This is a genomic window from Ralstonia condita (genome assembly GCF_958405655.1).
In the GTDB taxonomy this organism is placed as follows: Bacteria; Pseudomonadota; Gammaproteobacteria; order Burkholderiales; family Burkholderiaceae; genus Ralstonia; species Ralstonia condita.
Window position 1 is genome coordinate 1386073 of record NZ_CATYWO010000001.1, and the last position, 25923, is coordinate 1411995.

The following is a 25923-nucleotide window of genomic DNA, read 5'->3' on the forward strand; positions in this document are numbered from 1 at the left end:
GCGTTTTTATTGGGGCGCCCGCTCAGGCGCCACCGGCTATGCATACATCCATCACCCCCACCGGCCTCGAAGCCCAATCCGAACTGCGCCGACGCCTGCGCTCGCGCCACCTGATGATGATTGCCCTGGGCGGCGCCATCGGCACGGGGCTATTCGTTGCGTCCGGCGCGTCCATCGCGCAGGCGGGGCCCGGCGGCGCCCTGCTCACCTACACGCTGATCGGCGTGATGGTCTATTGCCTGATGACGAGTCTTGGCGAACTGGCGGTGCATCTGCCCGTCTCGGGCTCGTTCGTGACTTACAGCCGCCTGTATGTCGAAGAAGGCTTCGGTTTTGCGCTCGGATGGAACTACTGGTTTGCGCTGGCCGTGTCCGTAGCCGTGGAACTGGCTGCCGCGCAACTCGTGATGAAGTACTGGTTCCCAGGCGTGTCGGGCATGGTCTGGAGCGCCGCATTCCTGCTGCTGATGTTTGGCCTCAACGCCTTCTCCGTGCGCGGTTTTGGCGAGGCGGAATACTGGTTCTCGATGATCAAGGTGGTGACCATCGTCGTGTTCCTGCTGATCGGCCTGGCGATGATCTTCGGCATCATGCACGGCGGGCCGCAGTCGGGTTGGCAGAACTTCACCGTGGGCGATGCGCCGTTCGTGGGCGGCGTGCCGGCCATGGTCGGCGTGGCGATGATCGCCGGGTTCTCGTTCCAGGGCGTCGAGACGATTGGCGTGGCTGCCGGCGAGGCGGAGAACCCCTCCCGCACGATCCCGCGCGCCATCCGCCAGACGTTCTGGCGCATCCTGCTGTTCTATGTGCTGGCGATCCTGATCATCGGCGTGCTGCTGCCATACACCGACCCGAACCTGCTGCGCAATGAAGCGACCGACGTCGGCGTCAGCCCGTTTGCGCTGGTGTTCCAGCATGCGGGCCTTGCGTTTGCGGCTGGGATGATGAATGCGGTGGTGCTGACCGCGCTGCTGTCGTCCGGTACGTCGAGCCTGTACGTATCGACGCGGATTCTGTATGACCTTGCGCTCGAGAACCAGGCGCCGCGCTGGTTTGCCAAGGTGTCGGCCAATGGAGTGCCGCATCGCGCGCTGCTGGCCACGTCGGCGGTTGGCGCACTGTGCTTCTTCAGTTCGCTGTTTGGCGACCAGGTGGTCTACCTGTGGCTGCTGAATACGTCTGCGGTCACGTGCTTCATCGCCTGGTTCGGCATTGCGCTGGCGCACTACCGGTTCCGCAAGGGGTTCACGAGCCAGGGGCATTCCGTGGCGCAACTGGCGTATCGGTCGCCGTTCTTCCCTTTCGGGCCGATCATGGTGGCGATCCTGTGCGTGGTGATCATTCTTGGGCAGAACACCAAGGCGCTGTTTGCACCCGTCGACAACTTTGGCGCCTTCATCGCAACGTATTGCGGCGTGATCCTGTTCGTGGTGATCTGGCTGGCTTACCGCTGGAAGTTCAAGACGCGCTTTGTGAAGTATTCGGAGATGCAGTTCAGCGCCGAGCATCTCCAGCAAGCCAAGGCGACCACGGAAGCCTCTGCGGCGGGCACAGCCGTCAACTGACTGCCAGAAAAAAGCCCGCACGGTTGTCCATGCGGGCCATCTGTACGCCGTGGATCGACCTGCGGCGTTTAAACCTCCAGCCACTCCTGCCGGACCTTCGCATCCGCCTTCAACTGCTGGGGCGTTCCCTCAAACACGATCTGGCCGTGGCCCATCACATACACGCGTTGTGAAATGTCCAGGGCGATAGCCAGCTTCTGCTCCACCAGCAGTACGGAGATTCCGCGCTCCTTGAGCGTCTTGAGATACTCGCCCACGAGTGTCACGATCAGCGGCGCAAGACCTTCGGTCGGCTCGTCGATAATGATGAAATCGGGATCGCCCATCAGCGTGCGGCACAGCGTCAGCATCTGCTGCTCCCCGCCGGACAGCACACCAGCAGCCGTGTTCTCGCGCTCCTTCAGGCGCGGGAACATCTGGTACATGTCCTCCAGCTGCCACCGCCGCTTGGGCTGGCTGGGATTGCGCTTTTCGCCCAGCAGCAGGTTCTGGCGCACCGTCAATGTCGGAAAGATGTCGCGGTTCTCGGGAACGTAGCCGATGCCCTGATGCGCCACCTCGAAGGTGCGCAGGCCGCTGACGTTCTTGCCGCGCAGCAGGATCTCGCCCTCATGCCTGACCATGCCCATGATGGACTTGGCCAGGGTCGAGCGGCCCACCCCGTTGCGCCCGAGCAGGGCAACGATCTCGCCCTCGCCCACGTGCATATCGACGCCGTGCAGGATGTGGCTCTTGCCGTAGTACGCATGCAGGCCGCGCACTTCGAGCATGGGAGTGTTTGTCGCCATCAATGCGCTCCTGCGGGTTCGTCCAGCGTGGTGCCGAGGTAGGCTTCTTTCACGCGGCGGTTATTGCGAATGGCTTCAGGCGTATCGGTGGCGATCACTTCGCCATAGACCAGCACGGAGATGCGATCAGCCAGGCCGAACACGACGCTCATGTCGTGCTCGACCATCACCAGCGTCTTGCCTACCGTCACCTTGCGGATGAGGTCGACTGCGTGGTCCGATTCCGAGCGGCTCATGCCGGCAGTGGGCTCATCCAGCAGGATCACGTCCGCCCCACCCGCGATGGTGATACCGATTTCCAGCGCACGCTGTTCGGCATAGGTCAGCATGCCAGCAGGGGCATCGCGCCGGTGCGTCATACCGATCTGCTCCAGCACCTCCTCTGCACGTTCACGCGCATCGCGCAGCTCGGCCAGCTTGTGCCAGAAGGAGTACTTGTAGCCCAGCGACCAGAGCACCGCGCAGCGCAGGTTCTCGAACACCGACAGCCGGTGAAAGATGTTGGTGATCTGGAAGCTGCGCGACAGGCCCTTGCGATTGATCTCGAACGGCGCAAGGCCGCTGATCTCATCACCGTTCAGTCGCACACTGCCCGAACTGGCGGGGAACCTGCCCGAGATCAGATTGAACGTCGTCGACTTGCCCGCGCCGTTAGGGCCAATGAGCGCATGCCGCTCACCCTTACCGACGGTGAGATTGACGCCGCGGATAATTTCTGTGGCGCCAAAGCGCTTGCGTACATCACGCAACTCGAGCGCGGGGATCGGCCCGGAAGTGGTTTGGCTCATGATTACGGCTCCTGCAAAGCGTTGTCCCAGGCGGCGCGCAGCTTGCTGCCTGCGACGCGCAGACCGATGGCCCCCACCAGCCACAGAGCGGCAGCCACCGCCCACGGCATCCACGTTGCCGGTTCAAACGACATCCCGAACAGCGTGGCGACGCCGCCCGAGCTTTCGTCCTGTATGGCGTAGATCATCTCGACCGTGGAGATCAGCGCAACCAGCAGCACGGCGGCCGGCACAATCGCTACCGCATACGCGGGCACGAGCCTCATGAACTTACCGCGGCGAATGATGGGCAGATGCATGACAAGGAGGCTGGCAATGCCACCCGGCGCGTACATCACCATCAGCACGAAGAACAGGCCCAGATACAGCAGCCACGCCTTGGTGATGCCCGACAGCGCCACTGTAAAAAACACGGTGAGCACCGCACCGATGATCGGCCCGAAGAAGCTCCCCATGCCGCCAATGAACGTCGCCAGCAGAACCGAGCCGGAGCGCACCGCAGAGACGTTTTCCGCCGTGACGATCTCGAAGTTGATGCACGACAGCGCACCGGCAATGCCGGCAAAGAACGCCGACAGGATCACCACCAGGAACCGCACGCGCTGCGTGTTGTAGCCAATGAATTCGACACGTTCCGGGTTATCGCGCACCGCGTTGGCGATACGGCCCAGCGGAGTCTGCGTCCAGGCGTACATCAGCGCCATCGAGATCAGGCACCAGGCGGCGATCAGGTAATACACCTGGCGCGCCGGACCGAACGTCACCCCCATCAACGCATCGCCGATGCTTCGGTTGGTGGAGACACCGCCCTCGCCGCCGAAGAAGTCCGGGAACATCAGGGCGCTGGCGAAAACCATCTCGCCGATACCCAGCGTGATCATGGCGAACGTCGTACCCGATTTCTTGGTGGTGACGTAGCCGAAGATCACGCCGAACAGCGCACCGCCCAGGCCACCAGCGATGGGCAGCAGTGCGACTGTCAGCGGCCCTGCAATACCAACTGCCTGGATCGCGCCGATCTTGTTGAGCAGATGGACGGCCATGAAGGCGCCCAGACCCGCATATACCGCGTGGCCGAACGACAGCATGCCCGATTGCCCCAGCAGCATGTTGTATGACAGCGCGAAGATGATCATGATGCCCATCTGCGAGAGCAGCGTGATTGCAAAGCCCTGCGACCAGATGAGCGGCAGCACGATCATCACCAGCGCCGTGATACCCCAGATCAGCCACCGGGTGAGGTTGACCGGCCTGAACTTCATCGTGCGCGAGCGATCGTTGGTCGGCAGCGTTTGTTGTTGTTGCATGACGCGTTCCATTTAGCTCTCCCGCGTACCCATCAGCCCGCGCGGGCGGAAAATCAACATCAACACCAGCAGCAGGTAAGGCAGCACCGGTGCAACTTGCGCAATCGTCAGGTTCCAGACCGAGCTGAGCGGCACATCGGGACTGAGCGTGACGCCGATCTTTTCCAGCACGCTCGTCACCGAGATATCCAAGGTGACAGCAAAGGTCTGGATGCAACCGATCAGCAGCGACGCGATGAAGGCGCCCACGAGCGAGCCCATCCCCCCGACCACCGCCACCACAAATACGATCGAGCCGACCGCGGCCGCCATCGACGGCTCGGTGACGAAGGCATTGCCGCCGATCACGCCCGCCAGCCCGGCCAGCGCACAGCCGCCGCCGAACACCAGCATGAACACACGCGGCACGTTGTGGCCCAGCGCCTCCACCATGTCCGGATGCGTGAGCGCCGCCTGGATGACAAGGCCGATGCGGGTGCGCGTGAGCAGCAGGAAGATGCCCACCAGCATCAGCAGCGATACCAGCATCATGAAAGCGCGGTACTTCGGGAACGACGAGGTGAACAACGTGAACAGCGGCCCGTCCAGTACATCCGGCACGCGATAGGGGACGGCTGGCAGGCCCCACACCAGCTTCACGCCCTCTTCAATCAGGTAGGCCAGACCGAAGGTGAACAACAGTTCCGCGACGTGGCCATAGCGGTGCACTGTGCGCAGGCAAAAGCGCTCCACCACCGCGCCCAGCGTGCCGACGAGCAGCGGCGCCACGATCAGTGCAGCCCAGAAGCCAAGATGGCCGCTGACGACATAGGCGAAATACGCGCCCAGCATGTAGAAGCTGGCGTGCGCGAAGTTCAGCACGCCCATCATGCTGAAAATCAGCGTCAGGCCCGAAGACAACATGAACAGCAGCAGCCCATAGCTGACGCCGTTCAACAGATTGATGACTAGGAATTCCACGCTACAGCCCTTTCGGCGGGGCATGGGCCGAATGCATCGGCCCATGCCCCGTTTAAAACATCGCCGCACGATAGCATCGGGCAGCCCTTCGGCGTTCCACCTGCCGTTAAACGACCAGCGTTATTGGGGACGCTTCATCTGGCAGGACGTCGGCTGCGACGCCACATACGCGTCGAGTACGGCGTTGGTCTTCCAACCGTAGCCGGTGTTTTCCTGGTCGAACTTGACGGTATTGCCGTTGGTTTTCTCCCAGGTGGCGATGTAGAGCGGTTGCTGGCCCTGGTGGTCAGACGCGCGCATCTCGAACGTGCCGTTCAGGCTGTCGACCTTCATCCCTTCAAAGGCCTTGGCAACCTTGGCAGGCTCGGCGGACTTGGCCTGCTTGACAGCCTTGGCCAGCATGGCAATGCCCGTGTACGAGGCCATCAGGTAGAAGTCATCGTTGTACTTCTTCTTGAAGCCCTCGACGATGTCAGCGCCCTTGTAGCCATCGTTATTGACGTTCCAGTACCCCACGTACTTGACATGATCGGCACCTGCGGCGCCCATCGCTGTCGGCACGCCGGTGGTCGAGGCGTAGTAGGTATAGAAGTTGGCGTTCAGGCCGCCGTCTTTGCTCGCTTTGATGAGCAGCGCCAGGTCACTTCCCCAGTTGCCGGTGATGACCGTGTCGGCTCCCGAAGCCTTGATCTTCGAGACATAAGGCGAGAAGTCTTTCACCTGCGCCAGCGGATGCAGGTCTTCGCCGACAATCTCGATATCCGGACGCTTGCGCTTGAGATATTCCTTGGCCGCACGCGCCACCTGGTGGCCGAACGAATAATTCTGGTTGATGAGGTAGACCTTCTTGACCTTCGGATCCTTGGCCAGATAGCTGGTCAGTGCCTCCATCTTCATGTCGGAGTTGGCGTCCAGGCGGAAGTGCCAGTAGTTGCACTTGCTGTTGGTCATGTCGGGGTCTACCGCCGCGTAGTTCAGGTAGACGATTTCCTTGCCCGGATTGCGCTCGTTGTACTTGGCCACGGCCTCCTCCAGCGCCATGCCAACACTCGAGCCATTGCCCTGCACGATGTAGTGGATACCCTGGTCGGCCACCTGCTTGAGCACGGTCAGGCTTTCCTGCGGCGAGAGCTTGTTGTCAAAGCCCACCACCTCGAACTTGGTGCCGTCGCCAGCCCAGTTCTTCTGTGTCGCCATGTCGGCGATGTACTGCCAGCTGCGCAGCTGGTTCTGGCCCAGCGCGCCCATCAGACCCGACAGCGGGTCGATCCAGGCGATCTTGACGGTTTCGGCGGCAGATGCTCCGGTGGGCAGGGCTGCACCACCAATTGCCGCGACACATGCGACAGCCACAACCAACGGACGGAACTTCGTCATGCGTGTCTCCTTCATGTGGTGGAGCGCCTGCGAGTCACTCTCCGCGTGCCGTTGTCGAGCACGTCGGCTGCTTGCGTCTCCAGGTTGCAACGCGCCCGGGCTTCATCCCGCTGCGTCAGCAGCATCGCTGCGCAGTGGCCGGCCCTGATCCGGTTGTCTTACGTCCGCCGTCCGTGTGCTTGGCCTGCTGCCGGGGCACGGGCGGCGGTTTCTGCCTTGTGTCTAACCTTGCGTGGAGGGGAACCGGTAATCCTTGAACTGCTCCCGCAACTTGAGCTTCTGCATCTTGCCGGTGGCCGTGAGCGGAATCTCGGAGACGAACACGACGTCGTCGGGAATCCACCACTTGGCCACCTTGCCCTCGAAGAACTTCAGCATCTCTTCACGCGTGACTTCTGCACCGGGCTTCTTCATCACCACCAGCAGCGGCCGTTCATCCCACTTGGGGTGATAGCAGGAGATGCAGGCTGCCATGTGCACCGCGGGGTGCGCAGCAGCCACGTTTTCAATGTCGATGGACGAGATCCACTCGCCGCCCGACTTGATCACGTCCTTGCTGCGATCGGTGATCTGCATGTAGCCGTCGGCATCGATATTGGCCACGTCGCCGGTCGGGAACCAACCGTCGACCAGCGGCGACTTGTCGTTGCGGTAGTAACTCTGGATGGTCCATGGCCCACGGACGTAGAGGTCGCCAAAGGCCTTGCCATCCCAGGGCAGCTCTTGGCCCTCCGAGTCGACGATCTTCATCTCGACACCATAGATGGCGCGGCCCTGGCGCTCGAGCACATGCTGCTTGGCGTCATCGGACAGGCCTGCATGCTTGCCCATCAGCCTGCACGTCGTGCCCAGCGGTGACATCTCCGTCATGCCCCAGGCGTGGATCACTTCCACATCGAGTTCCTTGAGCGTACGGATCATGGCCGGCGGCGCCGCGGAGCCACCGATGACCGTCTTGCGGAACGTCGAGAACTTCAGCTTGTTGGCCTGCACGTGCTGCAGCAGCCCGAGCCATACGGTCGGCACGCCAGCCGAGAAGCTCACCTGTTCCTGCTCGAACAGCTCGTACAGCGAGGCGCCGTCCAGCTTCGGCCCCGGGAAGACCAGCTTGGCACCGACCAGCGGCACCGAATACGGCAGACCCCAGGCATTGACATGGAACATCGGCACCACCGGCAGGATCACGTCCTGCGCCGAGCATCCGAGCGCATCCGGCAACGCGGACGCGTACGAATGCAGCACCGTGGAGCGATGCGAATACAGCGCGCCCTTCGGGTTGCCGGTCGTGCCCGACGTGTAGCAGAGACCGGCGGCGGTGTTCTCGTCGAACTGCGGCCACGTGTACTCGGCACTCTGCGCATCGAGCAGCTCTTCGTAGCAGAGCATCGGCACGCTGGAGGCCGGCATATGCGCGCGATCGGTCATCGCCACCCAACCCTTCACGTTCGGGCAATGCGCGGCAATGCCTTCAACCAGCGGTACGAACGTCAGATCGAAGAAGACGTACTGATCGTCGGCGTGGTTGACGATGTAGGCGATCTGGTCGGGAAACAACCGCGGGTTGATGGTGTGGCACACCGACCCCGAACCGGACACGCCGTAGTAGATCTCGAGATGACGATAGCCATTCCAGGCCAGCGTCCCAATGCGTTCGCCGGGCTGCACGCCCAGCGCGGCCAGCGCATTTGCCAGCTGCTTCGAGCGGTCTCGCACTTGCCGGTACGTGGTGCGATGGATATCGCCCTCAACCCGGCGCGACACGACCTCGGTCGAACCGGAATTCCGCGCGGCGTGTTCGATGATGGTCGAGATGAGCAAGGGTGCGCTCATCATTTGTCCCATCAGGGCCATGGTGTCTCCTAGAAAAACTGAACAACCGTTCTATTTTTTGGCCGATTGTTCCCGTGATCGTCTGACGCGTCAACGGGATGTTGTTGTGCGCTGCGGCATCGGCCCCCACGTTTACCCGGCCATCTAAAAAATCCTGCGAACCCTTATGGTGCAACGGTTGGCAGGCTGCAGCTTTTTTTACTCGCAAGTACAATACGCGATAGTCTTGTTGCATCTCAACATGGCGTTTTCCCCTACGCAGCGCGTGGTCCAACGCCCCGCGCAGCACACAAAATTTGAGGGTTCGGCACTGTTTTTGCGCCGTTTCCTGTGCTAATCAGCCGCCTCGACCTATGCCCCCCTCCACTGCCGCCCAACCTGACGATTCCCTTGCGAGCCCCTTCGACTGGGCCGGCCGGCCGCCCGCCACGCCCGGCTTTTCCGCACTGGGCGAGCGCTTCCTGACGCGCCTGCGGCCCATGCCCATGCCGACGGGAAGCGCGCCGTATCTGGTCGGCTTTTCGCCCGAAGCAGCAGCTTCGCTAGGCATTGCGCGCGCGGAACTCGATACGCCTGCCGGCCTGGATGCGTTTACCGGCAACGCCGTCCCCGCCTGGAGCACGCCCCTCGCTACCGTCTATTCAGGCCATCAGTTCGGGGTGTGGGCAGGCCAGTTGGGCGACGGGCGCGCGCTGCTGCTGGCAGAACTCCAGACGACAGATGGGCCTTGCGAAATCCAGCTCAAGGGCGCAGGCCGGACGCCGTATTCGCGGATGGGCGACGGACGTGCCGTCCTGCGCTCGTCCATCCGCGAATTCCTCTGTTCCGAAGCGATGGCGGGTCTGGGAATCCCGACCACGCGTGCACTGTGCGTCACCGGCAGCGACGCGCCGGTGCGTCGTGAAGAGATCGAAACCGCCGCCGTGGTGACGCGGCTTGCCCCATCCTTCGTGCGTTTCGGTCACTTCGAACATTTCTCCGCCAGCGAGCAGTTGCCCCAGTTGCGCGCGCTGGCCGACTACGTCATCGACCGCTTCTATCCCGCCTGCCGCAGCGAGGTGCAGCCTTATCTCGCGCTGCTGCGCGAGGTGGCCCGCCGCACGGCAGAACTCATGGCCGACTGGCAGGCCGTCGGCTTCTGCCACGGCGTGATGAACACCGACAACATGTCGATCCTCGGCCTCACGCTCGACTACGGCCCGTTCGGCTTCCTCGATGGCTTCAACGCCAACCACATCTGCAACCACTCGGACACCAGCGGTCGTTACGCCTACGCCCAGCAGCCGCAGATGGGCTACTGGAATCTGTTCTGCCTGGCGCAGGCCCTGCTGCCGCTGTTTGGCGACGATCCGGGCGCCTTTATCGATCTGAGCGACGAAGCCCAGGCGCAGCCCGCCATCGACGCCGCACAAGACACCCTGCTGACGTACCGCGATGCCTACGGTGCCGCCTTCTACGCGCGCTACCGGGCCAAGCTGGGGCTGACCACCGCGCGGGACGAGGACGAAACCCTCTTCGGTGACCTCTTCAAGCTGCTGCACGCCCAGCGCACCGACTACACGCTCTTCTTCCGCCACCTGGCCGAGGTGCGTCGCGACGATACGCCTGCTGCGGCACAAGCGCGCACCGTCCGCGACTTCTTCTTCGACCGCGCCGCCGCCGACGTCTGGCTGAGCGCCTACCGCCAGCGCCTCCAGGCCGAACCGCAACCGGACGACGCGCGCGCTGCCGCCATGTCCCGGGTGAACCCGAAATATGTGCTGCGCAACCACCTGGCGGAAATCGCCATCCGGCGCGCGAGGGAGAAGGACTTTTCCGAGGTCGAAAACCTGCGGGCCGTGCTGGCCCGCCCGTTTGACGAGCACGCTGGCTTTGAGCATTACGCGCAACCGGCGCCCGATTGGGCGGCGTCGCTCGAAGTGAGCTGCTCGTCGTAACCGCCCAGTCGATGCCGTGCGCTCATCCGCGCCTGTCAGGATCCACACCCCGGCACGACCAACACAGACCGGCGCCCACGAGGCCGCCGGTGATACCAACCAGGAGTCTCATCACCATGACCGTCAAGAAAACCGACGCCGAGTGGCGCGACCAACTCTCCGACATCGAATACCGCGTCACCCGCGAAGCCGCCACCGAACGCCCCTTTACCGGCAAGTACTGGGATCACTGGGATCGCGGTATCTACAACTGCGTCTGCTGCGGCACGCCGCTGTTTGAATCGTCGACCAAGTTCGACGCCGGTTGCGGCTGGCCGAGCTATTTCCAGCCGATCAATGGCGAGGTGATCGCCGAAAAGACCGACTACTCGCACGGCATGGTGCGCATCGAGGTGCAGTGCAAAAACTGCGGCGCGCACCTGGGTCACGTCTTCGAAGATGGCCCCGCTCCGACCGGCCTGCGGTATTGCATCAACTCGGCTGCGCTAAAATTCGGCGATTGATCCTCCGCATAGGCCCGCACAAGCGCGTTCCCGCATGAAATTCCTGTTCGATCTGTTCCCGGTCATCCTGTTCTTTGCTGCCTTCAAGGTGGCCGGCATTTACGTGGCGACCACCGTCGCGATGGTCGCCACCGTGCTGCAGATCGCCTGGGTGTGGTTCCGGCACCGCAAGGTCGACGCCATGCAGTGGCTGTCGCTGCTCATCATCGGTGTGTTTGGCGGCGCGACGCTCATCTTCCACAACGAAACCTTCATCAAGTGGAAGCCGACAGTGCTGTACTGGCTGTTCGGCGTGGTGCTGCTGGGCAGCGTGGTGTTCGTTCGCAAGAACCTCATCCGCGCCATGATGGAGCAGCAGGTTTCGCTGCCCGATCCGCTCTGGGCCCGTCTGAACCTGGTGTGGGCGGCATTCTTCCTCGCCATGGGCGGCCTGAACCTGTACGTGGCGTATCACTTCGACACGGACGTCTGGGTCAACTTCAAGCTGTTCGGCTCGATGGGCCTGATGGTGATGTTCATCATCGTGCAGAGCATCTGGCTGGCGCGCCACATGCAGGAACGTCCGGCCAATGCTGCCAATGACTCCAACGCTCAGGAAGACCGCTGATGGCCGCTGACCCGCGCGAAATCGAACGCCTGCTGCGCGAGGCCTTCCAGCCCACCCACCTTGTCGTCGAGGACGACAGCGCCAAGCACGCCGGGCACGCTGGCGCTGCGTCCGGCGGGGGGCACTACAACGTCGATATTGTCAGTACGGCCTTTGCCGGCAAGAACCGTTTGGCGCGTCATCGCATGGTGTATGATGCGCTGCGCACGCTGTGGCCCGCAGCCATTCATGCCCTGGCGATCCGCGCGGTCACTCCCGAAGAAAACACGTAAGCGCCTTCCTCGCTCACTCGTCCTTCCCTCGAACGCAATCCCATGAAGATTTCCAGCCTCACCGCCAGCCTGCTGGCTGTTGCCCTTGCTGCGACCGCCGCACCGGCCCTGGCCCAGAACGCCGCCGTAGTCAACGGCAAAGCCATCCCGAGCGCCAAGGTGGACGCGCTGATCAAGAAGTCGGGCCAGCCCGAATCGCCGGAGCTGCGCAACCGCGCCCGCGACATGCTGATCGACCGCGAGTTGATCGAACAGGACGCCACCAAGCGCGGCCTGCTCGAACGCGATGACGTGCAGGAACAGCTCGCACAGGCCCGCCTGAACGTCCTGGTGGCCGCCGAGTTCGAGGACTACGTCAAGAACAGCCCCGCCACCGAAGACGAACTGCACAAGCAGTACGACAAGATCAAGTCGCAGTTCGGCAACGGCAAGGAATATCACGCCCACCACATCCTGGTGGACAAGGAAGCCGACGCGAAGGCCATCATCGCCAAGCTGAAGGCCGGCGCCAAGTTTGAAGACATCGCCAAGGCGCAATCGAAGGACAAGGGATCGGGCGCCAATGGCGGTGATCTGGACTGGGCCAACCCGAGCACCTACGTGCCGGAATTCTCGGCGGCGCTTACCGCGCTAAAAAAGGGTGAAATCACCCAGACGCCGGTCAAGACGCAGTTCGGCTGGCACGTGATCCGCCTGGACGACACGCGCGATGCGAAGATCCCGTCGTACGAAGACGTCAAGCCGCAACTGCTCGAGATGATGATGGGCGATCAGAACTGGCAGCGTGCCAAGTTCCAGGCCATGCTGAAGGACCTGCGCGAAAAGGCGAAGATCCAGTAAGCATCGGCCCGCTGGGGCAGTCAAGAAAAGGGGCCGTGTGCCCCTTTTTGATTTCATGACCTGGCGCACGCTGCGCCTCGCCGGACGTTTTGGCGCAGCCACGCCCCGTTTGAAGCGTTTGCTGAAAAGCAGCGTCATTTGTCTCATAATGTGCGGCCACGTGCGCCGGCGTTGCACTGCTTCGGTGCGCCCAAGAACGTCTGAAATCCAACCACGCCGGCCCGGGCCTACCCCGCCCGCGGCTCGAGCGAAACCACCCAAAAGGAAACAGGAGATCCTTATGTCCAGCTTCAAGAACGCTTTCCGTATTGCCGCGCTCGCTGCCATTCCGGTGGCGCTGTTGCAGGCCACGCCAGCGCTTGCACAGGCCACGAAGTCGGTCGAAGTGCTGGCCATCGTTGAGCACCCCGCGCTCGACGCCATCCGCGATGGCGCCAAGGAACAGCTCAAGGCCGAAGGCTTTGACGCAGGCAAGAACCTGAAGTGGGAATACCAGAGCGCCCAAGGCAGCCCCGCCACGGCCGCGCAGATCGCCCGCAAGTTCATCGGCGACAAGCCGGACGCCATCATCGCGATCGCCACCCCGTCGGCGCAGGCTGTCGTGGCTGCCACCAAGACGATCCCGGTGGTGTACTCGGGCGTGACCGATCCGGTTGCCGCGCAACTGGTCAAGAGCTGGGCGCCGACCGGCACCAACGTGACGGGCGTATCCGACAAACTGCCGCTGGACAAGCAGATTGCGCTGATCAAGCGTGTGGTGCCGAATGCCAAGCGCGTGGGCATGGTTTACAACCCGGGCGAAGCCAACTCCGTGGTGGTCGTCAACGAGCTGAAGAAGCTGCTGCCGGCGCAGGGCATGACGCTGGTGGAATCAGCTGCACCGCGTACCGTGGACATCGCGCCGGCGGCCAAGAACCTGATCGGCAAGGTCGACGTGATCTACACGAACACCGACAACAACGTGGTGTCGGCGTACGAATCGCTGGTGAAGGTGGCCAACGAAGCGAAGATTCCGCTGGTTGCCGGCGACACTGACAGCGTGAAGCGTGGCGCCATCGCTGCGCTGGGCATCAACTACTACAAGCTGGGCCAGCAGACCGGCAAGGTCGTCGCCCGCATCCTGAAGGGTGAGAAGCCGGGTGCGATTGCGTCGGCCGGCAGCTCCGACCTGGAACTGTTCGTGAACGAAGGCGCGGCCAAGAAGCAAGGTGCGACCCTGTCGGCGGACCTGCTGAAGGACGCCAAGGAAGTCATCAAGTAACTCGCAAGGCGCCGGGTCGGCTTCCGCCTGACGGAGCCGGCCTGGCGCGGGTCTGGCAGCCCGAGCCCCAACGCGGCTATCCGCCGCATAATGGCCGGGCGCTTACGCTGCTACCCACAAGCGTCCCCGTTCATTGCACACAGGCCGGTGCCCAACCATCGCGCCCTACTCTGTCATGTCACTGTTTTCATTGCTCGGCGCCCTGGAGATCGGTCTGATCTTCAGTCTCGTGGCGCTTGGGGTGCTGATTTCCTTCCGCATCCTCAACTTCCCTGACCTCACTGTTGACGGCAGCTTCCCAATGGGCGGCGCAGTCGCAGCCACGTTGATCGCGGGCGGACACGATCCGTTCATGGCGACGCTGGGTGGCACGCTGGCCGGCGCAGTTGCCGGCTTCATTACGGGCTGGCTGAACGTGCGCCTGAAGATCATGGATCTGCTCGCCAGTATCCTGATGATGATCGCGCTGTACTCGGTCAACCTGCGCATCATGGGCAAGCCGAACGTGCCGCTCATCACCGAGCCGACCGTCTTCTCGCTGCTGCAGCCGGATTGGATGCCCGACTACGTGTTCCGCCCCGTGCTGCTGGCCGTCGTGGTGGTAGTGGTCAAGCTGCTGGTGGACTGGTTCTTCTCCACGCAGATCGGCCTGTCGCTGCGCGCCACTGGCGCGAACCCGCGCATGGCGCGTGCACAGGGCATCGCCACCGGCGCGGCGACGCTGGCCGGCATGGCGCTCTCCAATGCACTGGTGGCGCTTGCCGGCGCGCTATATGCACAGACGCAAGGCGGCGCTGATGTATCGATGGGCATCGGCACCATCGTCATTGGCCTGGCCGCCGTCATCATCGGCGAGACCGTGCTGCCGGCCCGCCGCCTGGTGCTGACCACGCTGGCCGTGGTGGTCGGCGCGATCCTGTATCGCTTCTTCATCGCCCTTGCGCTCAACAGCGATTTCATCGGCCTGCAGGCGCAGGATCTGAACATGGTGACCGCTGCGCTGGTGGTGATCGCCCTGGTGCTGCCCGGCATGCGTCGCAAGGTGTTCGGCAAGCTGGCCAAGACCGGTACCAAGGGGAACTGACATGCTGAGCGCACAAGGACTCACCCTCACCTTCAACCCCGGCACGCCCATCGAGACGCGCGCGCTGCGCGGCTTGTCGCTGGAGATTCCGTCAGGCCAGTTCGTGGCCGTGATCGGCTCGAACGGTGCCGGCAAGTCGACGTTCCTGAACTCCATCAGCGGCGACCAACTGGTCGACTCCGGCCGCATCACCATCGACGGTGTCGATGTCACGCGCAAAACCGCCTGGCAGCGCGCCAACATGGTCGCCCGCGTGTTCCAGGACCCGATGGCCGGCACCTGCGAAAACCTGACCATCGAAGAGAACATGTCGTTGGCCATGTGCCGCGGGCAGCGTCGCGGTTTCTCGTTCGCCACCAACCGCAAGTGGCGTGAGATCTTCCGCGAGCAACTGCGCCGGCTGGACTTGGGCCTGGAAAACCGCCTGACCGATCGCATCGGCCTGCTCTCGGGCGGCCAGCGCCAGGCCGTGAGTCTGTTGATGGCCTCGCTGCAGCCCTCGCGCATCCTGCTGCTGGACGAGCACACCGCCGCGCTGGACCCGAAAACGGCCGCCTTCGTGCTGGAGCTGACCGCCAAGATCGTCTCGGAGAGCAAGCTGACGACGATGATGGTGACGCACTCCATGCGCCAGGCGCTCGACTACGGCGATCGCACGGTGATGCTGCACCAGGGCAACGTGATCCTCGACGTGCAAGGCGAGGAACGCCGCGGCCTGGACGTGCCGCACCTGCTGCAGAAGTTCGAGGAAACGCGCGGCGCCAAGGTGGACGACGACGCGCTGTTGCTGGGCTGATCCCGTTCCTGGGCGTCAACACGACGCTCAGGGCACATCACACACAGACCGGGCTCCCTTAGCGGAGCCCGCGACATTTCCGCTCCATGACCAAGGCCCACCGCCCTGCCATCAGCATCGCGCCCGATCAGCATGCGGACGACTCATCAGCGCTGACAAAAGGCCAGAAAGCATTCAACGCGCTGATCAAGCAGATCGAGAATCGGCGCAAGCGGCTGGCGGATTGGGAGACGTCCACCGTTCAGTTCCAGAGCCGATATGCCGGCGAGTTCCTGCCGCTGGAGCGCAGCCGCATCGCATTGCAAATCCGCTTTGTGCGCAGCCTGGACCAGATCTACGAGCACGAGGCCTTCACCAAGGCCGAGCGCCGCAAGATATCCGCCCTCATCATCGATCTGACACGCGATCTGATCGATGAAGACACAAGCCTGAAGGCGCTTTACAACAAGTACAGCGGCACGGACTTCGACCGGGAAGCCGCGCTGCAAGCTGCAGAGATGAAGGCAAGGCTGAAGGCCGCCCTCGGCGTCGACCTGGGCGACGACGCGGATGTCCATTCAGAGGAAGCGCTACTGCAACGCGCCCGCGCGCACATCGAGCAACGCGCCGCGAAAAAGGCCGCCGCCGCAACCAGGCGTGAAGCCCGCCGGGCCGCGCGAAAGAAATCTCCGAAGCAACTTGCGGCAGAAGCGCGGGAGGAAGACGAACAGGCGCAGATCAGCATCTCCATCCGCGAGGTCTATCGCAAGCTCGCCAGCGCCCTGCACCCCGACCGAGAGAGCGGTCCGCAGGAGCGCGACCGGAAGACGCGGCTCATGCAGCGCGTCAACGAGGCTTACGACAAGAACAACCTGCTGCAACTGCTGGAGTTGCAACTTGAGCTGGAGCACATCGACCAGCGCTCGATCAACCAGATCAGCGAAACGCGGCTGACGCATTACAACCAGATCCTGAAAGACCAGGTGCGCGAGCTGGACCGGCAAATCCATCGTGTCGAGACGACGTTTCGGTACACATACGGGTATCAGCGGTTCGGGGCACTTCCGCCGGACGCCATCTTGCAAAAGCTCGATATCGACATCGCAGCGCTGCGCCAACACGTCCGCAATATCGAGCAGGACCTTGCCGCCTTTGACGATTTCAAAGACGTGCGGCGCATGCTGAAATCCCGCCCAGTGCTCGACTGATGGCCTGTTGAGCTGCGCACCGATCCAACAGAACGGGCACCCGAAGGTGCCCGTGTTCTTTACAGCGATCGTTCGATTGGCCGATCAGAAGCGGTGCTGCAGGCCCATCGTCACGCCAACCTGGTTGTTGGCGTAGCCGATCACGTCGCGCGACAGGCTCACGTTCTGGCCGTTCTTGGCCTTGGCATAACCGGCAGACAGATACGCCGTCGTGCGCTTGGACAGTGCGTACTGGCCGCGCACGGAGAACAGGATCGGATCGGCATCCGTGCCGTCCTTGATGTTCTGCTTGTACACCGCGCCGTACAGTGTGAAAGCCGGCGTCACGTCATAGCTGGCACCCGCCCAGTACATGTCGCTGCGCAGGCTGGCAGCGGCCGTGGTAAAGGCGCGCTTGTAGTTGCGGTAGCCCGCAAACAGCTTCAGTGCACCGAAATCGTAGCTGGCACCGGCATGGATGCCCTGGATGTAATCGGTCGTGTCTGCCGGCGTGGTGCTGGTGCCCGCCCCGTTCTGGCGATCCCACGTGACTGCGGCCGAGAAGCCGCCCACGCTGTAGCCGACCCCAAGGTCGTACTTCGAGCTGCTCTTGAAGTTGCCGGCCGCCTCGCCAAAGCCCACGGTGGCACCCAGCTTCAGACCGCCAAACTTGCCGTCATAGCGCACAGCGTTGGAGGCGCGCGAGAACAGGCCGTCCTTGCGATCGCCCGTGGCCGTGGACGACGTTGCCCACGAGTAGTTCGGCGCGTAGCCCATCGGGTCGTACGGCAGCATGAAGTCGTACGTGGTCGTGAAGGTGCGACCTGCCACCACTTGCCCGAAGCCGCCCGCCAGACCAACCACCGCGCGGCGGTCGAACAGCGTGTTGTCGGTGTCGAGCTTGCCGGTGTCGATGGCGATGCCGCTTTCCAGGTTGAACACGGCCTTCAGGCCGCCGCCCAGGTCTTCCGTGCCGCGCATGCCCCAGCGCGACGTGTTCTTGCCCCCCGAGACGAGGCGCGTGGCGCTGCCGCCGTTCGGGCCGGCGTGGTTCACGTACTCGATACCCGAATCCATGATCCCGTACAGGGTCACGTTGGAGGATTGTGCGGCGGCCGTGCCGGCCGTGGTGGCGGTGGCAAGCGCAACCACGGCCAGCGCCATCGAAGTCTTGTTCATCAGGTCTCCCTTATTCGTTGTCCTTGCGCAAGAGCCCCGGTCACAGGGGCTTTGGGCGGGACGGATCGTATGAGGGGCGCACTTTCAGTTCACTTTCGATTGGCGGGAAATTGCCGGTGTGTGTCGCGGTGTTCTCGGGGGTTTCCCTAGCTTCAAAACATGCGGCGATGTCTGTATTCCTCTGCGGCTGATTGAGAGACGTCCGATATGCGCATCCTGTTGGTGGAAGACAACCTGAAGCTGGCCAGCACGCTGGAAGAAGCCCTCGGCCAGGCCGGCTTCACGGTCGATTGCGTGCATGACGGCCACGCGGCCGACTTGCTGCTCACCACGCAGGACTACGCCCTGGCCATTCTCGACATTGGCCTGCCGCGCCTGGACGGACTGGAAGTGCTGCGCCGCCTGCGCGCCCGCAAGAACCCGCTGCCCGTGATGATCCTGACCGCACATGGCGCCGTGGAAGAACGCGTGCGCGGCCTGAACCTCGGGGCTGACGATTACCTTGCGAAACCGTTCGACCTGACCGAAGTGGAGGCCCGCGCCCGGGCGCTCATCCGCCGCAGCCACGGGCACGAGAGCACGCAGCTGCAATGCGGCCCGCTGCACTACGACGGCATCAGCGGGGCCTTCACGCTTCATGGCGAACTGCTCGCCCTCACCGGCCGCGAGCGCGCCGTGCTGGAGGTGCTGATGCTGCGCGATGGCCGCGCTGTCAACAAGGCCGCCATCTCGGAAAAGATCTTCAGCATCAACGAATCGGTCAACGCCGATGCCATCGAGATCTACGTGCACCGCCTGCGCAAAAAACTCGACGGCAGCGGCGTGGCCATCGTCATGCTGCGCGGTCTCGGCTATCTGCTGGAAGCCACGCCCAGCACGACCGCGACCGCAGGCCGATGAGCCCGCCCACCCTGCGCCGACAGCTTTCGTTCTGGCTGCTGCTGCCGCTCATGGGGCTGCTCGCGCTCGACGCGTGGCTTACGTACGCGCGGGCCATGACGGCTGCAAACGCCGCGTTCGACCGTACGCTCGAAGCGTCGCTCAAGGCCATGCGTGAGGGCGTGCGCCTTCGCGACAAGCAGTTCGCCATCGACCTGCCCTACCTCGCGCTGGACGTTCTGCAATCGGAAACCGGCAGCAGCGTCTTCTATCGCCTGACTGATGCCAACGGCAAGACGCTGACCGGTTATGACGATCTGCCCATGCCGACCGGGCGGCGGCCGGCGCCCTATCGCTCCGTCTTTTACGACAGCGAATTCCAGGGCATGCCCGTGCGCCTGGCTGCGCAAGCCGTGCCCGTACGCGACGCCCAGTCTGCCCAGATCCAGCTCGTGTGGCTGTTGGTGGGTGAGACCTTGGAGCCGCGCGAGGCGCTGGCGCACGAGATCCTGGCGGGCTCCCTCCAGCAAGAGGGCCTGCTCGTGGTGCTGGCGGTCGGCATTGTCTGGCTGGGTATCAGGCGGGGTCTGCGACCACTGCGCCAACTGAGCGAGACCGTTACCGGACGCGGTACCGATGAGCTTGCCCCGCTACCGCAGCAAGGCTTACCGGCGGAAGTGGCTCCGCTGGTCGAGGCCATCAATCAATATGTGGCGCGCCTGCTGCGCATGGTGCAAGCCCGCAAGCGCTTCTTTGCCGATGCCGCACATCAATTGAAGACGCCGCTGGCCGTGATCCAGGCGCAGTCCGAACTCGCGCTGCGCGAGCCCGATGGAGAACGCATCCGCCGCCACCTTGAGCCGCTGCACGGCACCGTGCGCCAGGCCGCGCGGGGCGTGCAGCAACTGCTGTCGCTCTCGCGCCTGGAGACCGACAGCGGCTACGCACCGCAGCTCCAGCCGCTGCGCCTGGACACACTGGCCGGCGATGTCGCGCTGGAACTGGCGCCCGTTGCGCGCCGATCCGGCGTCGACCTCGGCTTTGAAGGCGAACCCGTGACGATCGCGGGCGAATCCCAATGGCTGCAGGAGCTGATCAGCAACCTGCTCGACAACGCCATCCTCTACGCCGGAAACGGCGCGCGCGTCACGCTGCGGGTCAAGCGGCAGGCGATGGCGATGCTCGGCGAGCAGGCCGTGCTGCAAGTGGAAGACGATGGCCCCGGCATTGCCGTGCCCGAGCGCGATGCTGTGTTCGGCCGTTTCTATCGCGGTGCCGCATCGGAAGGCCACGACGGCAGCGGGCTGGGGCTGGCGATCGTCCGCGAGATCGCTCGCCTGCACGGCGGCACGGTCGCGCTGTCTGAAACACCCGGTGGGGGCCTGACCGTGAGCGTCTACCTGGCCCTGGCGTTGGCTGAGGACACGCCCGCCTGAACGCGGGTTGCTGCACGACAACATCGTCTTCCTAGCGCTCCACACACCTGCCCAACGCCGTGCACCATTTGCGTGACGACGCGGCGCACCAATTCCACGCGCCCTGACCCGGCCCGCTGTTCCGCCAAAATTGGTTCCATCCGCGCGCTGTTATGCCCGCCGCACGTGGGCTGGCGCACGACCTAAACTCAAACACATCGCAACCACCACACGATCGGCCGCCGAGCTTGCTCGGGCAAGGCATCCGGGGTTTTCCCTATTGTGGTGCCGCGGCCCGCACGCCCGTAGGCCGCGCCTGAGGTGTCGCTAAAAATGGCTCCATCAAATAACCAGGATTGGGTCCACTTTGCAGAACAATGAGCCGCTATAGTCCATCAACAATTCGTCACAACACGGCATGTTGACCGACCCGAAAGGATCGGAGAACGGCAGGAGGCAGCAATGAAGACCGACGACGTGATCGTCAGCTTTCGCGGTGTACGCAAGACGTATGACGGCGAGACCCTCGTGGTCAAGCATCTGGACCTGGACATCTACCAGGGCGAATTCCTGACCCTGCTGGGCCCCTCCGGGTCGGGCAAGACCACGTGCCTGATGATGCTGGCCGGGTTCGAATTCCCGACCGGCGGTGAGATCCGCCTGGAAGGCGCGCTGCTCAACAATGTGCCGCCGCACAAGCGCAACATCGGCATGGTGTTCCAGAACTACGCGCTGTTTCCGCACCTGACGGTCGCGCAAAACGTGGAATACCCGCTGACGGTGCGCAAGATTCCCGCCAGCGAGCGTGCAGACCGCGTGCACAAGGCCCTGCAGATGGTCCGCATGGAAGGCTTTGCCAAGCGCTACCCCGCGCAGCTCTCGGGCGGCCAGCAGCAGCGTATTGCGCTGGCCCGCGCGCTGGTGTTCGAGCCCAAGCTCGTGCTGATGGACGAACCGCTGGGCGCACTCGACAAGCAACTGCGCGAACACATGCAGTACGAGCTGAAATCGCTGCACGAAAAGCTCGGCGTGACCTTCGTCTACGTGACGCACGACCAGGGCGAGGCACTCACCATGTCCGACCGCGTGGCCGTGTTCGACAAAGGCATCGTGCAGCAGCTCGACACCGTGGACAGCCTCTACGAACGCCCCTGCAACGAGTTCGTCGCCAACTTCATCGGCGACAGCAACACGCTGCGCGGCACCGTCACCCGCGTCGACGGCGACTACTGCGAACTGCAGCTCAACGACGGCGCCCGCATCATGGGCCGCAACATCGCCGGCGCCAACGTGGGGGCCACCGCCACCGGCTGCATCCGCCCCGAGCGCATGCGCCTGGCCGAGGGTGCCTCCGCTGCCGGCAACGCCATCACGGGGCAGACGCGGGGCCTCGTCTACTTTGGCGACCACGTGCGCATGCGCTGTGCCCTGCCCGATCAACCCGAATGTTTCGTGAAGGTGCCGCTGGGCACGCGCGCGCTCGAAGGCTTCGCACCCGGCGCACCGATCCAGCTTGAGTTCGCACCCGAACACCTGCGCGTTTTTGCATGACGCACGCGGGCAACCCTGCCCGCATGCCACGACCACACGTTGTACCCACACGCCAATAAGAGGAGCCAGGAATGAAACACATCACAAAGACGCGTCTGTCCGTGCTTGCCGGTGCGTTCGCCATTGCATTCGGCGCGCACGCATCGGAAATCACCGTCGTCAACTTCGGCGGCGCCAATGGCGACGCGCAGAAGGCGGCCTTCAACAAGCCGTTCGAGGCGCAGACCGGCAACAAGGTCACCGTGGTCGAGTACAACGGCGAGCAGGCCAAGATCAAGGCCATGGTCGAAGCCAAGCACGTCAACTGGGACGTGGTGGAAGTGGAATCGGGCGACATCGGCCGCGGCTGCGATGAAGGCCTGTTCGAGAAGCTCGACTGGAGCAAGATCGCCAAGAAGACCGATCTGATCCCCGAGTCGCCGAGCACCTGCGGCGTGGGCTTCTTCGTGTGGTCGACCGCGATGGCGTACAACGCCGACAAGCTCAAGACCGCCCCGACCGGCTGGGCCGATTTCTGGGACGTGAAGAAATTCCCGGGCAAGCGCGGCATGCGCAAGGGTGCGCGCGGCAACCTGGAATTCGCGCTGATGGCCGACGGCGTGCCCGTCAAGGACGTGTACAAGGTGCTGGCCACCAAGGACGGCCAGAACCGCGCGTTCAAGAAGCTCGACCAGCTCAAGCCGAACATCCAGTGGTGGGAAGCCGGCGCGCAGCCGCCGCAATTCCTGGTGGCGGGTGACGTGGTGATGTCCACCGCCTTCAACGGCCGCATCGACGCAGCCCAGCGCGAAGGCAAGAACCTGAAGGTGGTCTGGAACGGCAGCATCTACGACCTGGACTACTGGGCCATCCCCAAGGGCACGCCGAACAAGGCGCTGGCCGAGCAGTACATCGCCTACACGCTGTCGCAAAAGCCGCAGCAGGAGTACGCCAAGCACATCGCCTACGGCCCGGCCAACGTAGCGGCCATCAAGGCGCTGGACGCCAAGACGCAGGCGAACATGCCGAACTCGCCGGAGAACGCCAAGAACGCCGTGCTGCAGAACCTGCAGTTCTGGACCGACCACGGCGACGAACTGGAACAGCGCTTCGCCTCGTGGGCGTCGAAGTAACCGCATAGCGGTGTAACGCAGTGACCGCGCGGTGCCCTGCCGGCTTGGCAAGGCAACCGCGCGGACGAATTCCCGTAGCGATGGCGAGGCAGCATTGAACACCATGACGATCGCGGCTGAATCGGTTCCTGATTCGACGGCCAAACTCAAACGCGAATTGAAGAGCGCTGAGGCGCGCAGGCGTGCCATGGCCCTGGCGCTGGTGGCGCCGCTCGCCATCTTCCTGCTGCTCATCTTTGTCGTGCCGATCGGCGCCCTGCTCACGCGCGCCGTGCAGAACCCCGAGGTGGCCGACGCGCTGCCCAAGACGGTCATCGCCCTGAAGGACTGGGACCGCAAGAGCCCGCCGGCCGACGCCGCCTACGCCGCGCTCGCCGCAGACCTCACCATCGTGAGCGAAGGCGAAGCGATGGGCGCACTGGCCCGCCGCCTCAACACTGAAATCCCGGGCTTCCGCTCGCTGGTTGCCAAGACCGCTCGCGCGATGCCGCTGGCCGATGACCAGGGCAAGGCACTGACGCTGACGCCCGGCCAGACCCGCGCCAAGCTGCTCGAACTCGACGAGCGCTGGGGCGATGTCACGTATTGGCAGGCCATTGCCAAGAACAGCAGCCGCACGTCGCCGTTCTACCTGCTGGCCGCGCTGGACCACCGGCAAGATGCCTTCGGCCATATCGAAGCGACCGACCCCGACGAGCAGATCTACGTGACGGTGTTCATCCGCACCTTCGTCATCAGCGCGATGGTGACGCTGTTCGCCCTGCTGCTGGGCTATCCACTCTCGTACTGGATTGCCTCGCTGCCGGAGCGCCGCGCCAACCTCGTCATGGTGATGGTGCTGATCCCGTTCTGGACGTCCATCCTCGTGCGCGTGGCGGCGTGGATCGTGCTACTGCAGACCGAAGGCCTGATCAACCACGGGCTGATGGACCTCGGCATCATCAAGGAGCCGCTGGCGCTGCTGTTCAACCGCGTGGGCGTGTACATCTCGATGACGCACATCCTGCTGCCGTTCATGATCCTGCCGCTGTACAGCGTGATGAAGTCGATCCCGCCCACGTACCAGCGCGCGGCCGTGTCGCTGGGCAGCCATCCGTTTGCCGCGTTCTGGCGCGTGTATGTGCCGCAGACGTATCCGGGCATCGGCGCCGGCGCGCTGCTGGTGTTCATCCTGGCCCTCGGTTACTACATCACCCCCGCGCTGCTGGGCGGGCCGAACGACCAGATGGTCAGCTACTACGTGGCCTACTTCACCAACGTCACGATCAACTGGGGCATGGCGTGCGCGCTGGGTGCGCTGCTGTTGCTGGCGACGCTGGTGCTGTACGCCGTGTATGGACGCTTCACGCGGCCCAAGGTCCGCGTTGGTTGAACGGAGCCCATCGACAATGAAACTCGCCAAACCGATGTTCGCCCCGCACACCTCGCTCGTCGAGCGCATGTGGTACTTCGCGCTGCGCGGCCTGGCCGTGCTCACGCTGCTCTACCTCGTGCTGCCGGTGCTGGTGATCGTGCCGCTGTCGTTCTCGTCGAGCACGTTCCTCTCGTATCCGATTCCGAGCTATTCGCTGCGCTGGTACCAGAACCTCGTCACGTCTGACGAATGGCGCATGGCGGCCAAGAACAGCTTCATCGTCGCCCCCGCCGCCACGATCGTCGCAACAGCGCTCGGCACCCTGGCCGCCATCGGGCTGAACAAGGCGGACTTCCGCGGCAAGGGCCTGCTGATGGCGGTGCTGGTGTCGCCGATGATCGTGCCGGTGGTGGTGGTCGGCGTGGGCATGTACCTGTTCTTCGCGCCGCTGGGGCTGGCCAACACGTATATCGGGCTGATCCTCGCGCATGCGGCGCTGGGCGTGCCGTTTGTGGTGACGACCGTGCTGGCGACGCTGCAGGGCTTCAATCACAACCTCGTGCGGGCGAGCCTGTCGCTGGGTGCCAACCCAGTTATGACGTTCTTCCGCATCACCTTGCCCGTCATCGCACCGGGCGTGATTTCCGGCGCGCTGTTTGCGTTTGCCACGTCGTTCGATGAGGTGGTGGTGACGCTCTTCCTGGCGGGGGCCGATCAGGTGACGCTGCCGCGCCAGATGTTCACGGGCATCCGCGAGAACATCTCGCCGACGATTGCAGCGCTGGCGACGATTCTGATTGTGTTCTCGACGGGGCTGCTGTTGACGTTTGAGTGGTTGCGGGGGCGGGCTGCGGCTAAGGCGGTGGCGTAAGGGTTTTTGGTTTTGGTTGTTTGGGCTTTTGGTTTGGATTGTTTCTTGTGGTCCATCCCTTGTTTCATCCCCTGCCGGGGCTGACTCACTTTCTTTGTCTTGCCAAAGAAAGTAAGCAAAGAAAGGCGCGCCCGATGCGGCGAACCCCTCCTTGAATTTATGTCGCAAGGAGGGGAAGGGAAAAACTCGCTTCGCTCAGACAGTTTCCCTTCCTTTTTCCTCCTTGCAACAGAAATTCAAGGCGCCGCATAGGGCAGGAAAGTCAAAGGCCAAACCATCGATCACCCGTGCAGCAGGCACCAACAGCACAACGCGAAGCAAGGCGAGCAACACCAGCAAAAATAACTACCACCCAGGCCAGCACACCGTCGGTGTGGCCTTTGACGTTCCTGCCCTAGATGGCGCCTTGGATTTTTGTTGCGGGGAGGAAAAAGGAAGGAGCCTTGTCTGAGCGCAGCGAGTTTGGCTCCTTCCCCTCCCC

At 63.5% G+C, this 25923-nt stretch carries 23 protein-coding genes; 16 read left to right on the top strand and 7 right to left on the bottom strand.

The features are described 5' to 3' along the window. The first annotated feature begins 38 nt into the window (after window positions 1–38). On the top strand, window positions 39–1565 hold the full coding sequence (locus tag R2N03_RS06495; RefSeq protein WP_316656409.1) for an amino acid permease: 1527 nt from the start codon (window positions 39–41) through the stop codon (window positions 1563–1565). Between the two features lie 68 nt (window positions 1566–1633). Here the strand turns inward: R2N03_RS06495 and R2N03_RS06500 are convergent, their stop codons facing one another. The 6 genes from R2N03_RS06500 to R2N03_RS06525 all read right to left on the bottom strand — a co-directional run bounded on the left by R2N03_RS06500 (window position 1634) and on the right by R2N03_RS06525 (window position 8636). Then, entirely contained in the window at window positions 1634–2353 is a 720-nt protein-coding gene (locus tag R2N03_RS06500; RefSeq protein WP_316656412.1) for an ABC transporter ATP-binding protein, read from the bottom strand. Further along, the gene (locus R2N03_RS06505; protein WP_316656417.1) at window positions 2353–3141 is read right to left on the bottom strand and encodes an ABC transporter ATP-binding protein; all 789 of its coding nucleotides are present in this window, start codon (window positions 3139–3141) and stop codon (window positions 2353–2355) included. Before R2N03_RS06505 ends, R2N03_RS06500 begins: the two co-directional genes overlap by 1 nt. 2 nt (window positions 3142–3143) lie before the next feature. Further along, window positions 3144–4460, bottom strand: coding sequence for a branched-chain amino acid ABC transporter permease (locus tag R2N03_RS06510; protein ID WP_316656420.1), 1317 nt, complete (start codon window positions 4458–4460; stop codon window positions 3144–3146). Beyond that, window positions 4461–5408, bottom strand: coding sequence for a branched-chain amino acid ABC transporter permease (locus R2N03_RS06515; RefSeq protein ID WP_316656603.1), 948 nt, complete (start codon window positions 5406–5408; stop codon window positions 4461–4463). A 120-nt stretch (window positions 5409–5528) separates the two neighbouring features. Further along, window positions 5529–6785, bottom strand: a complete 1257-nt coding sequence (locus R2N03_RS06520; RefSeq protein WP_316656422.1) for a branched-chain amino acid ABC transporter substrate-binding protein — start codon at window positions 6783–6785, stop codon at window positions 5529–5531. Window positions 6786–7007: 222 nt separating this feature from the next. Beyond that, window positions 7008–8636 (bottom strand): 3-(methylthio)propionyl-CoA ligase, encoded by a 1629-nt coding sequence (locus tag R2N03_RS06525; protein ID WP_316656424.1) that lies wholly within the window; start codon window positions 8634–8636, stop codon window positions 7008–7010. 332 nt (window positions 8637–8968) lie between these two features. Between R2N03_RS06525 and R2N03_RS06530 the strand changes: the two genes are divergently transcribed. From R2N03_RS06530 to R2N03_RS06570, 9 genes are all read left to right on the top strand, one after another. After that, window positions 8969–10552, top strand: a complete 1584-nt coding sequence (locus R2N03_RS06530) for a protein adenylyltransferase SelO (RefSeq protein WP_316656426.1) — start codon at window positions 8969–8971, stop codon at window positions 10550–10552. Between the two features lie 116 nt (window positions 10553–10668). Next, window positions 10669–11055 (top strand): peptide-methionine (R)-S-oxide reductase MsrB, encoded by a 387-nt coding sequence (msrB, locus tag R2N03_RS06535; RefSeq protein ID WP_316656428.1) that lies wholly within the window; start codon window positions 10669–10671, stop codon window positions 11053–11055. Window positions 11056–11089: 34 nt separating this feature from the next. Beyond that, window positions 11090–11662, top strand: coding sequence for a septation protein A (locus R2N03_RS06540; protein WP_316656429.1), 573 nt, complete (start codon window positions 11090–11092; stop codon window positions 11660–11662). Next, a complete protein-coding gene (locus R2N03_RS06545) occupies window positions 11662–11934 on the top strand; it encodes a BolA family protein (RefSeq protein WP_316656430.1) in 273 nt (90 codons plus the stop codon). The genes R2N03_RS06540 and R2N03_RS06545 overlap by 1 nt, the downstream gene beginning before the upstream one ends. A 42-nt stretch (window positions 11935–11976) precedes the next feature. Then, a complete protein-coding gene (locus R2N03_RS06550; RefSeq protein WP_316656431.1) occupies window positions 11977–12774 on the top strand; it encodes a peptidylprolyl isomerase in 798 nt (265 codons plus the stop codon). A 280-nt stretch (window positions 12775–13054) separates the two neighbouring features. Then, the gene (locus R2N03_RS06555; protein ID WP_316656433.1) at window positions 13055–14035 is read left to right on the top strand and encodes an ABC transporter substrate-binding protein; all 981 of its coding nucleotides are present in this window, start codon (window positions 13055–13057) and stop codon (window positions 14033–14035) included. Window positions 14036–14210: 175 nt separating this feature from the next. Continuing rightward, window positions 14211–15119, top strand: coding sequence for an ABC transporter permease (locus tag R2N03_RS06560; RefSeq protein WP_316656435.1), 909 nt, complete (start codon window positions 14211–14213; stop codon window positions 15117–15119). Between the two features lies 1 nt (window position 15120). Continuing rightward, window positions 15121–15915 carry an ABC transporter ATP-binding protein gene (locus R2N03_RS06565; RefSeq protein WP_316656436.1) on the top strand — a complete coding sequence of 265 codons (795 nt, stop codon included), beginning with the start codon at window positions 15121–15123 and terminating at the stop codon, window positions 15913–15915. A gap of 86 nt (window positions 15916–16001) precedes the next feature. After that, window positions 16002–17102: a J domain-containing protein gene (locus R2N03_RS06570; protein ID WP_316656438.1), complete on the top strand. Its 1101-nt coding sequence runs from the start codon at window positions 16002–16004 to the stop codon at window positions 17100–17102. 84 nt (window positions 17103–17186) lie between these two features. On the opposite strand, the gene R2N03_RS06575 is transcribed toward R2N03_RS06570, so the two are convergent. Continuing rightward, window positions 17187–18260, bottom strand: coding sequence for a porin (locus R2N03_RS06575; RefSeq protein ID WP_232042865.1), 1074 nt, complete (start codon window positions 18258–18260; stop codon window positions 17187–17189). A gap of 207 nt (window positions 18261–18467) precedes the next feature. Here R2N03_RS06575 and R2N03_RS06580 point away from each other — a divergent pair, with 207 nt between their 5' ends. The 6 genes from R2N03_RS06580 (at window position 18468) to R2N03_RS06605 (ending at window position 25442) form a co-directional block, all read left to right on the top strand. Then, window positions 18468–19160, top strand: coding sequence for a response regulator (locus R2N03_RS06580; RefSeq protein WP_232042866.1), 693 nt, complete (start codon window positions 18468–18470; stop codon window positions 19158–19160). Beyond that, complete coding sequence (locus R2N03_RS06585; protein WP_316656443.1) at window positions 19157–20575, top strand: sensor histidine kinase; 1419 nt, start codon at window positions 19157–19159, stop codon at window positions 20573–20575. The genes R2N03_RS06580 and R2N03_RS06585 overlap by 4 nt, the downstream gene beginning before the upstream one ends. 441 nt (window positions 20576–21016) lie before the next feature. Next, window positions 21017–22105, top strand: a complete 1089-nt coding sequence (locus R2N03_RS06590) for an ABC transporter ATP-binding protein (RefSeq protein WP_232042868.1) — start codon at window positions 21017–21019, stop codon at window positions 22103–22105. 71 nt (window positions 22106–22176) lie between these two features. Beyond that, window positions 22177–23217 (top strand): ABC transporter substrate-binding protein, encoded by a 1041-nt coding sequence (locus R2N03_RS06595; protein WP_316656447.1) that lies wholly within the window; start codon window positions 22177–22179, stop codon window positions 23215–23217. A gap of 103 nt (window positions 23218–23320) precedes the next feature. Beyond that, a complete protein-coding gene (locus R2N03_RS06600; RefSeq protein WP_316656449.1) occupies window positions 23321–24589 on the top strand; it encodes an ABC transporter permease in 1269 nt (422 codons plus the stop codon). A 16-nt stretch (window positions 24590–24605) separates the two neighbouring features. After that, window positions 24606–25442, top strand: coding sequence for an ABC transporter permease (locus R2N03_RS06605; protein ID WP_316656451.1), 837 nt, complete (start codon window positions 24606–24608; stop codon window positions 25440–25442). Window positions 25443–25923 lie beyond the last annotated feature (481 nt).

Excerpts from the sequence above, each read along its gene's own strand:
- R2N03_RS06545 (WP_316656430.1), top strand. The coding sequence starts at position 11,662 with ATGGCCGCTGACCCGCGCGAAATCGAACGCCTGCTGCGCGAGGCCTTC.
- R2N03_RS06580 (WP_232042866.1), top strand. The coding sequence starts at position 18,468 with ATGCGCATCCTGTTGGTGGAAGACAACCTGAAGCTGGCCAGCACGCTG.
- R2N03_RS06595 (WP_316656447.1), top strand. The coding sequence starts at position 22,177 with ATGAAACACATCACAAAGACGCGTCTGTCCGTGCTTGCCGGTGCGTTC.
- R2N03_RS06530 (WP_316656426.1), top strand. The coding sequence starts at position 8,969 with ATGCCCCCCTCCACTGCCGCCCAACCTGACGATTCCCTTGCGAGCCCC.
- R2N03_RS06585 (WP_316656443.1), top strand. The coding sequence starts at position 19,157 with ATGAGCCCGCCCACCCTGCGCCGACAGCTTTCGTTCTGGCTGCTGCTG.
- R2N03_RS06550 (WP_316656431.1), top strand. The coding sequence starts at position 11,977 with ATGAAGATTTCCAGCCTCACCGCCAGCCTGCTGGCTGTTGCCCTTGCT.
- R2N03_RS06560 (WP_316656435.1), top strand. The coding sequence starts at position 14,211 with ATGTCACTGTTTTCATTGCTCGGCGCCCTGGAGATCGGTCTGATCTTC.
- R2N03_RS06605 (WP_316656451.1), top strand. The coding sequence starts at position 24,606 with ATGAAACTCGCCAAACCGATGTTCGCCCCGCACACCTCGCTCGTCGAG.
- R2N03_RS06565 (WP_316656436.1), top strand. The coding sequence starts at position 15,121 with ATGCTGAGCGCACAAGGACTCACCCTCACCTTCAACCCCGGCACGCCC.
- R2N03_RS06520 (WP_316656422.1), bottom strand. The coding sequence starts at position 6,785 with ATGACGAAGTTCCGTCCGTTGGTTGTGGCTGTCGCATGTGTCGCGGCA.
- R2N03_RS06555 (WP_316656433.1), top strand. The coding sequence starts at position 13,055 with ATGTCCAGCTTCAAGAACGCTTTCCGTATTGCCGCGCTCGCTGCCATT.
- R2N03_RS06525 (WP_316656424.1), bottom strand. The coding sequence starts at position 8,636 with ATGGCCCTGATGGGACAAATGATGAGCGCACCCTTGCTCATCTCGACC.
- R2N03_RS06495 (WP_316656409.1), top strand. The coding sequence starts at position 39 with ATGCATACATCCATCACCCCCACCGGCCTCGAAGCCCAATCCGAACTG.
- R2N03_RS06510 (WP_316656420.1), bottom strand. The coding sequence starts at position 4,460 with ATGGAACGCGTCATGCAACAACAACAAACGCTGCCGACCAACGATCGC.
- R2N03_RS06500 (WP_316656412.1), bottom strand. The coding sequence starts at position 2,353 with ATGGCGACAAACACTCCCATGCTCGAAGTGCGCGGCCTGCATGCGTAC.
- R2N03_RS06505 (WP_316656417.1), bottom strand. The coding sequence starts at position 3,141 with ATGAGCCAAACCACTTCCGGGCCGATCCCCGCGCTCGAGTTGCGTGAT.
- R2N03_RS06575 (WP_232042865.1), bottom strand. The coding sequence starts at position 18,260 with ATGAACAAGACTTCGATGGCGCTGGCCGTGGTTGCGCTTGCCACCGCC.
- msrB (WP_316656428.1), top strand. The coding sequence starts at position 10,669 with ATGACCGTCAAGAAAACCGACGCCGAGTGGCGCGACCAACTCTCCGAC.
- R2N03_RS06600 (WP_316656449.1), top strand. The coding sequence starts at position 23,321 with ATGACGATCGCGGCTGAATCGGTTCCTGATTCGACGGCCAAACTCAAA.
- R2N03_RS06540 (WP_316656429.1), top strand. The coding sequence starts at position 11,090 with ATGAAATTCCTGTTCGATCTGTTCCCGGTCATCCTGTTCTTTGCTGCC.
- R2N03_RS06570 (WP_316656438.1), top strand. The coding sequence starts at position 16,002 with ATGACCAAGGCCCACCGCCCTGCCATCAGCATCGCGCCCGATCAGCAT.
- R2N03_RS06590 (WP_232042868.1), top strand. The coding sequence starts at position 21,017 with ATGAAGACCGACGACGTGATCGTCAGCTTTCGCGGTGTACGCAAGACG.